We start from the raw sequence: 13,608 nt of genomic DNA, 5'->3' as shown, positions 1-13,608 counted from the left end.
TGCGACGTGCTCCCCGCGCACGCGGGGATGGTCCGAACTCCGGTCCGCCGGTCATCGCCTGGTTGTGGTGCTCCCCGCGCACGCGGGGATGGTCCCGACTCGGCCTTTTTGGGGCTGCCGCGGGACTTGTGCTCCCCGCGCACGCGGGGATGGTCCCCGCCGGAGTGTGCGCCTACGGCCGGCCCTGTGGTGCTCCCCGCGCACGCGGGGATGGTCCTAGCCGTCTAGCATTGCCTCACCTAGGAGCGCTGTGCTCCCCGCGCACGCGGGGATGGTCCTCCGCGCGTCGGCTTTCTGGTAATCGGTGAGCCGTGCTCCCCGCGCACGCGGGGATGGTCCGATCGCCGGGCCGCCGGCTGTCGGTGCCCCGCTGTGCTCCCCGCGCACGCGGGGATGGTCCGACCGCCGTGGCGTTCGTGGTGGCACCGATGCTGTGCTCCCCGCGCACGCGGGGATGGTCCCTGCGGCAGGTCGGCCTGTGCGGCGGTGATGACGTGCTCCCCGCGCACGCGGGGATGGTCCGTGCGGACAGCCGTTAGGTAACAACCCGGTAAAGTGCTCCCCGCGCACGCGGGGATGGTCCCCGGTTCGTGATGGACTCGCGGATGGCCCCTCCGTGCTCCCCGCGCACGCGGGGATGGTCCGGCCAACCCGTTCCGCCCGTACGTCGACGACCTGTGCTCCCCGCGCACGCGGGGATGGTCCCCAGGGCTCCCGGCTGCCGGGCAACAGCACCCCGTGCTCCCCGCGCACGCGGGGATGGTCCCGTGGCCTTCACGCTGCTCGCCGCCGACCCGGTGTGCTCCCCGCGCACGCGGGGATGGTCCGAGAGTCGGGGCCATTTGGCCTAGGTCATTTCAGTGCTCCCCGCGCACGCGGGGATGGTCCTCTTGTTCACGAGGGGAAGCTGACGAATCCGGCGTGCTCCCCGCGCACGCGGGGATGGTCCTTCACCCTCGACGGGGTGGATATTCGATTCGCGGTGCTCCCCGCGCACGCGGGGATGGTCCGGGCCACGACTACGCCTGCAGCTGCCAGCGCAGGTGCTCCCCGCGCACGCGGGGATGGTCCATGTGAAGGTCAACAGCCGCGCCATCCGGGACCGTGCTCCCCGCGCACGCGGGGATGGTCCGGACTCTGTCCAGCATGAGCAGATGAGAGCGTTGTGCTCCCCGCGCACGCGGGGATGGTCCGGTGTTGTGGAAGCCGTCCTGAACGCCGAACAGGTGCTCCCCGCGCACGCGGGGATGGTCCCGTGGCGGCGGCCAGCCAGCCCGGCAGCGTGTGGTGCTCCCCGCGCACGCGGGGATGGTCCTACCAGGTGGGCCTCTGACCTGGGCTAACGCATGTGCTCCCCGCGCACGCGGGGATGGTCCCTGGTCGCGGTTGGCTTCGGCCTGGTCCGCGCTGTGCTCCCCGCGCACGCGGGGATGGTCCCTACCGGTTCGAGTACAGCCACCCGGCCACGATGTGCTCCCCGCGCACGCGGGGATGGTCCGTTGGCGCGGTACGACGCAGCGGTGAAGCCGCTGTGCTCCCCGCGCACGCGGGGATGGTCCGTGCAGTACGTGGCTGACCTGCTGCTCAACAACGTGCTCCCCGCGCACGCGGGGATGGTCCGTCGACGCGGCCGGCGACGATGTAGTACCCGATGTGCTCCCCGCGCACGCGGGGATGGTCCCTTGAACGCCTTCAGGTTCATGGTCAGGCCGCCTGTGCTCCCCGCGCACGCGGGGATGGTCCTTTGAACCCCCCCACCTCAGAACCTGAGGGGGAGTGCTCCCCGCGCACGCGGGGATGGTCCGGAGGTCATCAGTTGGCCGCCGTTCCGGGGAGCGTGCTCCCCGCGCACGCGGGGATGGTCCGGCGAGCTCGGCTCAGTCGACCGGCAGGCCTTCGTGCTCCCCGCGCACGCGGGGATGGTCCGGCGGTGGCGCGGTACCGACGGAGGGTCTTCTCGTGCTCCCCGCGCACGCGGGGATGGTCCGCGACGGGTTTGGTTGTGTCCGCGGCCGGCGTGGTGCTCCCCGCGCACGCGGGGATGGTCCTTGGCCATAGCCCGTGCCGTCCATCGGACGGTCGTGCTCCCCGCGCACGCGGGGATGGTCCGGTGCCGTGGGTCCACTACCGCTCAGCAGAAGGGTGCTCCCCGCGCACGCGGGGATGGTCCCAAGGCGCTGGTCCGCGAGGGCCTGATCTTGAAGTGCTCCCCGCGCACGCGGGGATGGTCCATAGACTACTGGATGGTTGACCTAGCGATGTGAGTGCTCCCCGCGCACGCGGGGATGGTCCGGCTCGCCGATCTACGCCGCGGCGATCCCTGTGGTGCTCCCCGCGCACGTCGTCAAAGCGGTAACGGCACACACCGACCAGCCATGGGTGGTGCTCTACGTCAAGCGGTGGCTGCAAGCCCCGCTGGCACTACCCGACGGCAGCGTGCAGCAGCGAGACCGCGGCACCCCGCAAGGGTCAGCCGTCTCGCCCGTGCTGGCGAACCTGTTCCTGCACTACGCGTTCGACGCCTGGATGGCCTGGGAGTATCCGGGCGTTCCATTCGAACGCTACTGCGACGACGCGGTCGTGCACTGCGTCAGCGAACGACAAGCCCAACACATCCGGGCGGCGATCGCGGACAGGATGCAACAGGTCGGGCTGCGACTGCACCCGACGAAAACCCGGATCGTGTACTGCAAGGACGGTGACCGACGGGGCAGCTACGAGCACACGTCGTTCACCTTCCTGGGGTTCACGTTCCGCGCCCGCGCGGCGCGCAGCAGGCACGGCAAGAAGTTCACCTCGTTCCTGCCCGCGATCAGCACCGAAGCCCTGAAGAAGATCAGCGGTGAGGTCCGCCGTTGGCGGCTGCACCGCAGAACTCCCCTCAACATCGGCGAGATCGCGAAGAAGATCAACCCGATCATTCGCGGCTGGACCCAGTACTACGGAGCGTTCTTCCGCTCCGCGCTGTGTCCCCTCCTCGGGCGCATCAACGCCTACGTGGTGCGCTGGATCCGCAAGAAATACAAACGGCTGCGGTCCTACACGAAGGCAATGGCATGCTGGCAACGCATCACCAGCCAGTACCCGAAACTCTTCGCCCACTGGGCATGGGTCCGCACCGCCTGGCAGACAGGATGACAAGAGCTGGGTGACGGGAGACTGTCACGCCCAGATCTGTGAGAGCCGGGAAGTGAGATCCCTCCCGGCTACTCGACCTTAGTGGCAGGAAAAGCCCGAGCCCGAGTCCGTAGGGGCGACGGTCACGGTTCGGCGACCAGAACCTGTCCGAGTCCGATCGCGGTGGCTTGGAGGATCAGGGTGAGTCGCGGCTCGAAGTCCAGCGCGGCGTGGGCCCAGCTCGGCTCCTGCTCGTAGAGCGCGGCGAGTGTCGGCGCAGGATGTGCGACCTGCCAGAGACTGCCCGTCAGCGATACCGTCGCCGCCACGAGGGTCTGGATCTCGGCGGCCGTCATGACACTGGCTTGCGTCAATGCGCCCACGAGCTCGTCGTGCGCTGCGGTCGCGTGGGTCTTGTAGCGACGGGCTCGCTCGAGGTCGACGTCGTCTTCGAGGCGTATTGCGACGTGTGCCAGGAGGTCGCAGAAGACGGACAGCGATGTGATGGTCCCGGCGAGGATGGTCGCGACTTCGACGGGCTGGAGGTCGCTGCGATCCTCGACTGCCTCTCCGATGGCCTTGCGCCACTGCCCCCATCCGCGCTCGGCCAGCTCTAGGAGGAGCTCTTCCTTCCTGGCGTAGTACCGCCGCACGCCTGTCCGGTGCAGGCCCGCACGCTGGGTCACCGCCGCGATGGTGACGAAGCGGACGCCGCCGAGTTCGATGGTGAGCGCTTCCGCGGCGGCAAGGAGATCCTCGGATCGCTGCGCCTTGTCTTCGGCAGATCGGGCCCGCTCACGCATACCTCCACAATAACGCATCGGGGCATGCGCTAACGGCCTCGCGGTGCTATGCTCTCGATAACGCATCATATGATGCGTTATCTTTTCCTGACCTGCGCAGAAGAGGAATCGCTGATGCACGCCGTCCAGGCCACCGCCTTCGGAGACCCGACCGTTCTCTCGCTCGCCGAGCTGCCCGACCCCGTCCCGGGGTCCGGACAGGTCGCCATCGACGTCACCCATGCCGCGGTCGGGCTGATCGACTTGTTCTTCCGCCGGGGCGTCTACAAGGACACCCCTGGCATGCCGCAGCCGCCGTTCGTTCCGGGGCTGGAGGTCACCGGCACGATCAGCGAACTCGGCGAGGGCGTGACCGGCTTCCGCGTCGGCGAGCAGGTGGTGGCGATGTCCCAGACCGGCACCGGCGGCTACGCCTCGGTGTATGTCGCGTCCGCGTCGCAGATCGTCTCGATCGAGGGGTTCGGCATTGCCCCGGAGCTGGCGGTGTCGATGATCCCCAATGCCGCGATGGCCTACGCGGCGTTCACCGAGGTCGCGCACCTCCGCCAGTGCGAGAGCGTGCTCGTCCACGGCGCCCTCGGCGGCCTAGCCAGTGCGTTCCCCGGCGTCGCGAAGCAGCTCGGCGCTTCCCGCGTGGTCGGGACGGTCCGCCCCGGCAAGCTCGACGCCGCGAAGGCGACGGAGCTGCCCTACGACCGGATCGTGGACTCGACGCGGCTGTCCGAGGAACTCGGCGATGAGAGGTTCAACATTGTCATCGACCCCGTCGGCGGAGAGATCCGCACGCAGAGTCTTGCCGTCATGGGCCCCGGAGGCCGTCTGATCGCCGCGGGCAACGCGAGCGGCGACTGGGAGCACACCGTCCCCGACAACCGGCTCTGGCTGGGCAGCGTGACGATCGCCGGGTTCAACGCCGGCGCCTACCTGCCGACGCATCCCCAGGTCGTGCGGCCCGCGCTGGAGGCGGCCCGCACCGCAATCTCCGCAGGCCTCGGCCAGACGGTTGTCGACGTCCTGCCGTTCGATCAGGCCGCAATCGCCCATGAGCGGATGGAGAGCCGCGCACTCGCCGGACGCCTCGTCCTCGCCGCCCAGTGACCACGACCGACGCACACCCGAAAGAGGACACCATGACCCAGCAGGTCGCACTCGTCACCGGCGCCTCGTCCGGCATCGGCGAGGAAACAGCACGACGGATCGCCTCCCGCGGCTTCACGGTCTACGGCGCCGCGCGCCGAGCGGACCGGCTCGCCAGCCTGGCCCCGGACGGCATCCGTCCCCTGGTCATGGATGTCGCCGACGACGACTCCGTCACTCAGGGCATTGCGCATCTCCTCGACGAGGCGGGCCGGATCGACCTGCTGGTCAACAGCGCGGGATACGGCACCCTGGGCTCAGTCGAGGAGACGCCCATCGACGACGCCCGGCGACTGTTCGACGTGAACCTGTTCGGCGCAATGCGCCTCGTCCAACTCGTGGTGCCGCAGATGCGGCAGCAGAGATCCGGCCGCATCGTCAACGTGAGCTCCGTCGGCGGCCGGGTGCCCACTCCGCTCGGCTCGTGGTATCACGGGTCCAAGTTCGCCCTCGAAGCAATGAGCGACACGCTCCGGTTCGAGCTCCAGCAGTTCGGCATCGACGTCGTGGTGATCGAACCCGGCGGCACGCAGACCGAGTGGGCCGAGATTGCCGTCGATCACATACGGAGCAACTCCGGCGACGGCGCCTACGCGCGTCAAGCCGAAGCCGTGGCGCGAAGCCTCGTCTCGGAACGAGCGCGAGCAAGCCATACCCCTGCCTCCCTCGTCGCCGACACGATCGTTCGCGCCGCCACGGTGCGCAGGCCGAAAACCCGGTATCCCGTCGGACCCGGCGTCAAGCTCGGCATCGCCCTTCGTCGAATCCTGCCCGACCGGGCATTCGACCGAGTGATGTCACGCGCCTCAGGGGTCCCGCTCGGCTGAGTGCCCGAGAGGCAGAGCTCGAGCTCACTTCGCGCCCGCCCCACGACAGTCCTCGTTTCAAGGAGTACGAATGCAGCAGCGCGAATCAGCGGGTGTCCCGCGCAGTTGGGGCGAGCGAATGGGCGACCGGGCTATGTCGCGCCTCCTGCTGCTGCCTCCCGCGACATGCGACTACCGCATCGAGCGGGGCCTGCGGGTGCCGATGCGCGACGGCGTCGCGCTGGTCGCCGATCGCTTCATTCCGGCATCACCGCGGAGACCTTCCCCGCGGACCTCTCGGAGCCCGACCTCGCCGCTGGCCTGGTCTCCTCGATCGAGAACCGCATGGGAGCCATCGACGTCATCGAATACGGCCCCATCTCAACCGACCCCTTCGTCCCAGCGGCCGAGCTGGACAGCGCGGTCCTCGCCCACTGGAGTCGCCTATTCCTGCTGACCCCGGTGGAGATCATCCGCGCGGTGCTGCCCGGCATGATCGAACGCGGAGACGGCGGGATCCTGGTGACGCACGGCACGTCCGCGACGCACCCCACACCAACATCTTCGGGATCGCCCCGGCGATGGCCGGAATGCGAAACTACCTCCAATCGCTGCACGACGAGGTCGCCGACAAGGGCATCTACGTCGGCAGCGTCGTCGTGGGCGGGTTGATCCTCGGCAGCCAGGGGCACCAGACCCTGTCTGACAGCGGGTTCGTCGCCTCGGAGTTCCCGACAGTCTCTCCCGACACATTGGCGGAGCACTACTGGCGGATGCTCAAGGACCGCGAGGTCCTCGAGTTGTTCGAGCCGGCGGTCTGAGCGGGCGCCGTCCACGCGGGAGGCGCTGGCGGCAATCTCCGAGAGCGGGTCAGTGCCTCTCGCCACTCGCGTCAAAGAGAAGCAGGTTCCTCCGCCGCAGGCCGGTGGGTGCGGAGGCGGAGGAGTTCGGTGGCTCGCGTGGTGCCGAGTTCGGCCTGCACGAGAGGCAGCACGCGCGTTCCGTACAGTTCGATGGCGCGTAGGAAGTCACGCTGGGGGAGTGCGCCCATGTCCATGTGGATGAACTGCCGGACGTGACCCCAGTGTTCGCGCATGTGGATGATCCGTTCGGCGACCCTCTCCGGGGGCCCACCAGGAGGCCGCCGTCAGGGGCGGTGTCGTTGTCGTAACTGTCCCGGCTGGGGGCGGGAAGCCGCGCTGCTCGCCGACGGTCTTCATGAACTGGTGCCAGCGCGGCCACCAGACCTCGCGAGCCTGGGCGTCGGTGTCGGCGACGTAGCCCGGCGATCCGAGCATGACCACGGTCTGCTCGGGGGCCTTGCCGAACTGCTCGGCGACACGCCGGTAGAGCGTGGCGAGGGCCGCGGAGCCGGTGGCGCTGCCGCCGAGCACGCCGAACGAGACGGGCAGGCCGAGCTGGGCGGCGCGGATCGCCGATGCCGGCTGGAGCACGAACAGGGCCGCCTCATGCAGGCCTACTACGCCGACGCGATCCCGCTCGCCGTGCTCAAACGCGAGCAGGACCGCACCAGCGGCGAGCTCGACCTGGTGAACCGTCGCCTCGACGCCCACCACGGCGAATACACCGATGCCCGCGCTCACCTGAACGACGCTCTGAACCTGCTCGGGAACTGTGCCGACGTCTACTCCCGCTGCGATGACGCCAACCGTCGCCTGTGCAACCAGGCGTGCTTCATCAAGGTCTACGTCGATGAGGACGACGAACTCCGAGTCGAGAACGCCCGCCCGTTCGAGATGCTGCTCGACCCAGCCGTCAACGCCGACGCCCTCACCTGGGCCGCAGACGCGAACAAGGCCCGAACCCCGGCCAATGGTTCTTCGGGCCAAGGTACGAGCCTTGTGCGTAGGGTGCAGGCGGCGCAGGGCACCCCGCGGTGTCGCACCCGTACGTACCCGACCCAGCGCCGCGGCGTGCGGCCGCACCATAAGGCCGCATGCCGGCCGCCGCCCGGTGGGCGCGCTTCGCCGGCATGATGGTGGCAGGGTTCGCGAGGGCGCCGCACGAGCGGCTCGGCGGATGCCGACGCGCCCTCCTCGTGCGCTGTGGGTGCTCGGTGGTGATGCACCCCCGGGGGTGCCGGTCGCGGGTGGCCGGTGCGACGGCGTCACGTGCCGGCCGGCGGCCGGGCACACCACGAGGTGGAAGCCGGACACGTCCGGGGCGCGGTCGTCGTGACGGTGCCCTGACCCTCGTGGGGTGGTGGCGACGCGAAGAGGGCGGATGGCCAACTCGGTGACTCGTCGGCGTCATGGCTGCGGCGCGGGCCAGCCGCCGATGATGGCCCGGGTCGTCGTGGCGGCGTGGTGGGCGGCGCGCTCGACCGCCGGTTCATCCCGGCCGAACGCGCCGTCGAGCAGCAGTGTGGCGTGGCCGTGGGCGACGATCGCGACGGTGAAGGCCAGGTCCCGGGCCGTAGCCTCGTCGGGGCAGAGGGCAAGCGCCGGCGCCATGAAGATGTCCGTCACGGGTTGCGACGCCGCCTCGAGCCCGGCATGCCGCTGCTTGTCCAACCCGGAGCCGAACAGCGCCTCGAACAGCGCTCGGTTGCCGCTGGCGAAGGTGACGTAGGCACTCGCCGCCGCGCACAGCCGATCGGCCGGGCTGAGATCGGCTGGCGTATGGGCGGCCAGGGCGGCCGCCAGCACACCGGCAGCCCGGATCGCGACGTCGGCGAGGAGGTCGTCCCGGCCGGCGAAGTGACTGTACGGGGCGGCGGAGCTCACGCCGAGCCGTCGGCTGGCTTCGGCGACGGAGAATCCGCGGATGCCTCTTTCCGCGATGAGTTCGACGGCGGCGTCGATCAGTGCGGCGCGCAGGTCGCCGTGGTGATAGTGGCGCCGCGCGGCCGCGGATCGTTCCCGTCCGGTCATGCAGGGAACATACGCGCCATGAGCGAGTCCCAGCCCCGGTCCCCCGCCAACCGCCGCAGCGCCGGCGCGAACCGGGCCTGCAGGCCGATCCGGTAGCGGGCCCTGGGCCGTGTGGAGGTCACAGCCCTCACCGCCACGTCCGCCACCGCTTCGGGCGACAGCAGGCCTCGGGCGCCATCGCGGTAGCTGCTCGCCAGTACCTTGCTGTGACTGTCCTTCAGCCTGTCGTACGGCCCGGGCACGGCCCGCGGTGTTGTTGCGGCCGCCGTGACCGGAAACTGGGTGCGCACCCCGTCCGGCTCGAGCAGCACCACATGGATGCCGAAGCCGCGCACCTCGATCCGCAGCGCGTCGCTGAGCGCCTCCAACGCGTACTTGGTCATGGGGTAAGCGCCCGCGGCCGGAGCGGTGATCAGGCCGCCGATAGATCCGACGTTGACGATCGTGCCGGTGCCGAGCTCGCGCATCCGGGGCAGCACGAGCTGGCAGAGTCGCAGCAGCCCGAAGACATTGGTGTCGAACTGCCGCTGGATCGCCGCCATCGTCACCTCCTCCAACGGCGCGGACTCGGCGTAGCCCGCGTTGTTGATCAACGCTCCGACCGAGCCCCATTCGGCTTCCACCGTCGCGACCGCCCGCGCCATCGAGACCTCGTCCGTCACATCCAGCTGCAGGAGTCGGCACCCGGCCGCGGCGAGATCCTCGATGGTCTCAAGGCGTCGGGCACTCGCGTAGGTCGGGAGTCCGGCGCGCGCGAAGGCCAGCGCGGTGGCCCGCCCGATGCCGGTCGAACAGCCAGTGATCAAGACCGCCTTGCGCATCCCGCGTCCAATCTAATAGTCACTTAGAATCTAAGCGTCAATAAGATAGGACGCGCTGGCGCCCGGCGTCAACCGTCGAGGTGCCGCGCTGACGAACCTGGACGGCACTATTGCTCTCGTCGCGATCTACCCCGGTATCACCGTGCAGTACTCCCAGGTCTCCTGCAGCGCCTCGTCGTACAGCTGGCTCGAAGGCCGGTGGCGACGATCGGACCAGCTTGCGACTGGCTGGGCAGGGCGTGGATGGGGACGGCCGGGCGACGACGTCGCCGACGCGTGCGCGAAGCACCGGGCGACGGCGTTCGGTGCGCCTGCTACCGCGAAGGCGTCGGGCACGTCGTCGTTGGTCGCGTCGACCGTCCGGAGCCACCACCGCCGCCGAGCGAACAGGTTGAGTCGCTCGTGCGCAGGGGCCCCAGCCGCGCAGTTGCCGTACCCGGCCGGTAAGGCGGGAGTCGAGACGTAGGATGCCATGCGTCGTCGTGCGACGCGCCCGGCGGTCCCCATTCCCGTTCGTCCAGTGCCACCACGGCCGCGCGATCACATCGTTGGAACCTTCGGTCCGTCCGATGGCCGGTCGGATGCGTTCGCGGAGGTGTGCGGGCATGGTGAGCGGTTGGCAGATGACACCGTCGGCTTGGGCACCTGCTCGTCTGGGACGATCCACGGGTCAGAGCTGATGTCCGCGGCGGCGGGGCCGATGCGTGCAGTCACACTCGCCCGGTGCGCTCGGCGCTGGTCGTGTCCGTGGGAGCGAACGTGCCGGCACCAGTGCAACGCCTGCGTGAGGATCGCTTCCAGCGCTGCGGCGTTGCCCTCCTACAGTGCCCGTTGGGCCTTGGACAGGCAGGTGAACAGGCAGGTCAGGCAGGTGCTCTGGCAGGTGGACAGCAGTGCGTCGACGTGACGGCCCGGCGCTCTGGCCGCCCCGCCGCGGATACGCAGCAGCGCGCCCGACGCGGCGAGGGCGTGCAGATCGCGATGGATCGTGGGCATCGAGACACCCGTGGCGTCGCGGATCTCGTGGATGGTGACGTACGGATACTCAGCCAGCATTTGCAGCATACGCCGCCGCTGCGAGGCCAACATCGCTTCCGCTGGCTGCCGCGCTACCTGGCGTTGCCGCGGGCCGGTGGGGTTGATCCGCTGGCTCCAGGATGTCCGTTCCGCGCCACGAGCGTGCGTGCGCGGGACGGCGACGCTGCTGGCAACCGGCTGTGCGTGCTGGATGGGGATAAGGCGTTCTGGCGCGAACGCCTGGCTGGTCGGGTCGTGCGCGGAGGCGGGCTCGCCCATCGGGACGGGCGCTTGGCCCGGGCAACGGCCTCACTCAGTCAGGCGCTTGATTGCTTCGAGCGGACGGGTGCAACTGGTCGTCAGCAGCCCAGGCATCGGCGATGGCGCAAGCGGGGCGGCGGAGTACCGCCACCTGGCAGCGCAGCACGAGGAGTTCGACGTCCTTGGCTCCGCTGTCGCGGGCGAACTGGGTCAACATCTGCAGGACCTGGCGAAGCAGCAGGTAGACCAACGAAGCGCTCATAGCCTCCATCGTGTCGGCCATGTCGACGTCGAGCATCTGCAGAACTGTTGGCCAACCGGCGTAACCACTTTTCGAGCCCTACACCTGAACACGCCGCTGAATGGTCTAGACCTCCTCGACGTCCACGGCCAGACGTCCGTCGATGGCCATCCACGTCTGAACATCGATTCACCGCTGCCACGTCCGGATCACCTCCGCCGGGTCCAGCCCAGTCGCGGCGAGCGACGTCCGCTAGGTCCGCCCTGCATGTAGGGCAGCGTGGACGTAGTCGGTACACGAACAGCCGATACGCGGGACGGTGATCGCCGTGGGTGCTCGGTGGGTGCTCGGATGTTCAGGACCGTAGACGGACCAGCGCGGACCCACCCGGATTTTGCGCTGACGGGACACTGCGATGTTCCACGACGTGGACCCGCAGCGCCTGGACCAGGGCAATGCGTGCCAGGGCGGAAACGGACGCGAGCCGAGGTGGGCGGACGAGGTATCCTGTTGGCGCGGGCTGCTAGCTCAATGGCAGAGCTGCGGACTTTAATCCTCAGGAATGCGCCATCTTTGCCGGTCTAGACGGCTGCTGAGCAGCAAAAACACTGACGCCGACCGTCTACTGTGGATCTGAGGCGCTCGGTGGGTGCTCGTCTGTGTCGGAGCGATTGAGTGTGCCCACGTCCGACCGGAGGTGACGTTGTCCGACGGTGTCCGGAGGACAGACGCTTCTCGGAAGCCGGCGAGTGATCGAGCCGCGCGCTGGCCATGTCAACGGTTCTTCGTCGGATCGGCAGATGCGGTTTCGAGGAGCTGCCCTGGCGATCCGACCCTCCGATCCGCATGTCGACGGTCCGTGCGGACACCGAAAAGCGGCCCCTCCCACGATCGGAAGAGGCCGCTTTTCGCGCCGGCCCAGGTGCACCTGGGCCGGCGCCGCACCACGCGGCCGACGCTGACACTGATGCAAGACACTCCAAGATACGCATGTTTCTTGGGTGACTTCTTAGATAAGAAGATGATAGCGTCGTCCATGAATGTGACGGGCAGCGAGTGAAAGGGAAGGCGCGTCTGTGCTCGCGTTGAACATCACGACCAGCCTGCGGGGAAGGCTCGACGATCGGGCACGCGACGTGCCCTCCTGTACCGAGAAGTGGTGGGCGATCGCGGACAGCACCCTCAATGGCTACGCCGACCAGATCCTGGCCGTGGCCAACGGCATCATCGTCGGCGTATTCGATGTCCGGGGCTGGCGCCGCGACCCGAACGCCAACAGCAAGGTCGTTTTCGGCCTCGCCCCCGCCGGGGAATGGCAGTGGCTCGTCGGCCAGCCCAGCCCGGTTACCTGGCACAAGGCGCAGGCCAACCCGGTCCGCAAGCTCGGCACCCTGATGGTCGGCGAGCTCCGTGCCCGGCGCCCGCACCACTCCGACGCCGGGCACGGATGGTCGCTGGACGTCGACGCGGACGGGCAGGCCGCCACCGTGCGCGGCCCTGGCCGGATCATGGTCACCGCGATCGAGCACGGTACGGCCCGCCTGGCCACTAGCGCAAAGGAGGCGTGATGCCCGAACGTGTCCGCGAGGGAGACGCCATTCCGGACCTGAACGAGTACTCCGCGGGCGTGGTGGCCTACGACCTCCGGGCGCTTATCGCCCGATTCGACACCCGTTTCACCGAACCAGGCGAAGGCGCGGTGGTCGGCGCGCTCAGCAGCCTCGTCGGCGAATCACTCCTGCTCGACCTGCTCGCTGATGCGCTGCACGCCGCAGGTTCAACGGTTCGGCGGTTGCCTGGTAGGCCCGCCCGGGACAACAACGCGTTCGCGTTCGCGGGCATGTACAAACCTAAAGTGCGCTTCCTGGATGGGTGGCTCGTCCTCGACGATGCCGCGCTGACGGCCGTGGAGTGCAAACACTGGACCTCTAGCTCACGTAGCACCGGCGGCTGGCACTACCGCACCATCGGCGATGACGCCGCCAGCTACGCGCTGGAGCAATGGAACCTGCTCCAGAAGAAGCACCTGCGTCTCGAGAAGTGGACCGACACCAACAAGATCGCGCTGCCGGTACGACAGCCGGCCGACTGGACCGGATCCATGGCGAATCTTCGCCGTATTCTGGCCATCTGGACCCCGATCTCCAGTGACGGCCACAGCTATTTTTCGTCCGCTACGACGACGTCCCCGATCGACGGCATCTACCAGGACATCCCGATCGAGGTGTTCAGCGGTTCCCTCTACGCCCGCGCACTGCTCGCCCGAGGCCACCACCACCTCGATGCCACGATCAGCGGCGTCCACACCAGGCTCGACGCGCTCGGCGCGCTCTTACGCGGGTGATCGGCCACCGTAAGCATGAGCTGCCCGGCGAGATTCACGGCACCGTCCCGGCTGACCGATGAACTCGTTCACCGAGGGATCGGGCTGCGACCTAGAGTAGACGGGCTTTACGTCGACTCCGACAGCGATACGACCAACGTCGGCGTGCGTCCGGCTGTTCGATGGTC

13 protein-coding genes and 1 CRISPR repeat array are annotated in these 13,608 nt (G+C 68.8%); of the genes, 7 read left to right on the top strand and 6 right to left on the bottom strand.

Annotated elements, in window-relative coordinates; all coding sequences use genetic code 11:
- Nucleotides 1-6: 6 nt before the first annotated feature.
- Nucleotides 7-2,353: direct repeats of the CRISPR family, unit length 28 nt; unit sequence GTGCTCCCCGCGCACGCGGGGATGGTCC.
- A 26-nt stretch (nt 2,354-2,379) separates the two neighbouring features.
- Nucleotides 2,380-3,138 carry a reverse transcriptase domain-containing protein gene (locus ABZS66_RS12430; RefSeq protein WP_354757201.1) on the top strand — a complete coding sequence of 253 codons (759 nt, stop codon included), beginning with the start codon at nt 2,380-2,382 and terminating at the stop codon, nt 3,136-3,138.
- Between the two features lie 122 nt (nt 3,139-3,260).
- Here ABZS66_RS12430 and ABZS66_RS12425 read toward each other — a convergent pair whose 3' ends face one another.
- On the bottom strand, nt 3,261-3,920 hold the full coding sequence (locus tag ABZS66_RS12425; RefSeq protein ID WP_354757200.1) for a TetR family transcriptional regulator: 660 nt from the start codon (nt 3,918-3,920) through the stop codon (nt 3,261-3,263).
- Nucleotides 3,921-3,968: 48 nt separating this feature from the next.
- Here ABZS66_RS12425 and ABZS66_RS12420 point away from each other — a divergent pair, with 48 nt between their 5' ends.
- From ABZS66_RS12420 to ABZS66_RS12410, 3 genes are all read left to right on the top strand, one after another.
- A complete protein-coding gene (locus ABZS66_RS12420) occupies nt 3,969-5,018 on the top strand; it encodes a zinc-binding dehydrogenase (RefSeq protein ID WP_354757199.1) in 1,050 nt (349 codons plus the stop codon).
- Nucleotides 5,019-5,050: 32 nt separating this feature from the next.
- On the top strand, nt 5,051-5,884 hold the full coding sequence (locus ABZS66_RS12415) for an oxidoreductase (protein ID WP_354757198.1): 834 nt from the start codon (nt 5,051-5,053) through the stop codon (nt 5,882-5,884).
- A 569-nt stretch (nt 5,885-6,453) separates the two neighbouring features.
- Entirely contained in the window at nt 6,454-6,684 is a 231-nt protein-coding gene (locus ABZS66_RS12410) for a hypothetical protein (RefSeq protein WP_354757197.1), read from the top strand.
- Between the two features lie 71 nt (nt 6,685-6,755).
- Here the strand turns inward: ABZS66_RS12410 and ABZS66_RS12405 are convergent, their stop codons facing one another.
- Entirely contained in the window at nt 6,756-6,959 is a 204-nt protein-coding gene (locus tag ABZS66_RS12405) for a hypothetical protein (protein ID WP_354757196.1), read from the bottom strand.
- Nucleotides 6,960-7,089: 130 nt separating this feature from the next.
- Between ABZS66_RS12405 and ABZS66_RS12400 the strand changes: the two genes are divergently transcribed.
- Nucleotides 7,090-7,860, top strand: coding sequence for a hypothetical protein (locus ABZS66_RS12400; protein WP_354757195.1), 771 nt, complete (start codon nt 7,090-7,092; stop codon nt 7,858-7,860).
- Nucleotides 7,861-8,133: 273 nt separating this feature from the next.
- Here the strand turns inward: ABZS66_RS12400 and ABZS66_RS12395 are convergent, their stop codons facing one another.
- From ABZS66_RS12395 to ABZS66_RS12380, 4 genes are all read right to left on the bottom strand, one after another.
- Nucleotides 8,134-8,757, bottom strand: a complete 624-nt coding sequence (locus ABZS66_RS12395; RefSeq protein WP_354757194.1) for a TetR/AcrR family transcriptional regulator — start codon at nt 8,755-8,757, stop codon at nt 8,134-8,136.
- Nucleotides 8,754-9,578: an SDR family NAD(P)-dependent oxidoreductase gene (locus ABZS66_RS12390; RefSeq protein ID WP_354757193.1), complete on the bottom strand. Its 825-nt coding sequence runs from the start codon at nt 9,576-9,578 to the stop codon at nt 8,754-8,756. The genes ABZS66_RS12395 and ABZS66_RS12390 overlap by 4 nt, the downstream gene beginning before the upstream one ends.
- Nucleotides 9,579-10,397: 819 nt before the next feature.
- Nucleotides 10,398-10,874 (bottom strand): DeoR family transcriptional regulator, encoded by a 477-nt coding sequence (locus ABZS66_RS12385; protein WP_354757192.1) that lies wholly within the window; start codon nt 10,872-10,874, stop codon nt 10,398-10,400.
- Between the two features lie 34 nt (nt 10,875-10,908).
- The gene (locus ABZS66_RS12380; protein WP_354757191.1) at nt 10,909-11,154 is read right to left on the bottom strand and encodes a hypothetical protein; all 246 of its coding nucleotides are present in this window, start codon (nt 11,152-11,154) and stop codon (nt 10,909-10,911) included.
- A gap of 1,019 nt (nt 11,155-12,173) precedes the next feature.
- Between ABZS66_RS12380 and ABZS66_RS12375 the strand changes: the two genes are divergently transcribed.
- Nucleotides 12,174-12,665, top strand: a complete 492-nt coding sequence (locus ABZS66_RS12375) for a hypothetical protein (protein WP_354757190.1) — start codon at nt 12,174-12,176, stop codon at nt 12,663-12,665.
- Nucleotides 12,665-13,441, top strand: coding sequence for a hypothetical protein (locus tag ABZS66_RS12370; RefSeq protein ID WP_354757189.1), 777 nt, complete (start codon nt 12,665-12,667; stop codon nt 13,439-13,441). The genes ABZS66_RS12375 and ABZS66_RS12370 overlap by 1 nt, the downstream gene beginning before the upstream one ends.
- The last annotated feature ends 167 nt before the right edge of the window (nt 13,442-13,608 follow it).

Source organism: Dactylosporangium sp. NPDC005572, assembly GCF_040605515.1.
Classification (GTDB): Bacteria; Actinomycetota; Actinomycetes; order Mycobacteriales; family Micromonosporaceae; genus Dactylosporangium.
This window is presented reverse-complemented; position numbering and strand designations above follow the sequence as displayed.

Excerpts from the sequence above, each read along its gene's own strand:
- ABZS66_RS12425 (WP_354757200.1), bottom strand. The coding sequence starts at position 3,920 with ATGCGTGAGCGGGCCCGATCTGCCGAAGACAAGGCGCAGCGATCCGAG.
- ABZS66_RS12420 (WP_354757199.1), top strand. The coding sequence starts at position 3,969 with ATGCTCTCGATAACGCATCATATGATGCGTTATCTTTTCCTGACCTGC.
- ABZS66_RS12415 (WP_354757198.1), top strand. The coding sequence starts at position 5,051 with ATGACCCAGCAGGTCGCACTCGTCACCGGCGCCTCGTCCGGCATCGGC.
- ABZS66_RS12410 (WP_354757197.1), top strand. The coding sequence starts at position 6,454 with ATGCGAAACTACCTCCAATCGCTGCACGACGAGGTCGCCGACAAGGGC.
- ABZS66_RS12405 (WP_354757196.1), bottom strand. The coding sequence starts at position 6,959 with ATGCGCGAACACTGGGGTCACGTCCGGCAGTTCATCCACATGGACATG.
- ABZS66_RS12395 (WP_354757194.1), bottom strand. The coding sequence starts at position 8,757 with ATGACCGGACGGGAACGATCCGCGGCCGCGCGGCGCCACTATCACCAC.
- ABZS66_RS12390 (WP_354757193.1), bottom strand. The coding sequence starts at position 9,578 with ATGCGCAAGGCGGTCTTGATCACTGGCTGTTCGACCGGCATCGGGCGG.
- ABZS66_RS12385 (WP_354757192.1), bottom strand. The coding sequence starts at position 10,874 with ATGGGCGAGCCCGCCTCCGCGCACGACCCGACCAGCCAGGCGTTCGCG.
- ABZS66_RS12380 (WP_354757191.1), bottom strand. The coding sequence starts at position 11,154 with ATGCTCGACGTCGACATGGCCGACACGATGGAGGCTATGAGCGCTTCG.
- ABZS66_RS12370 (WP_354757189.1), top strand. The coding sequence starts at position 12,665 with ATGCCCGAACGTGTCCGCGAGGGAGACGCCATTCCGGACCTGAACGAG.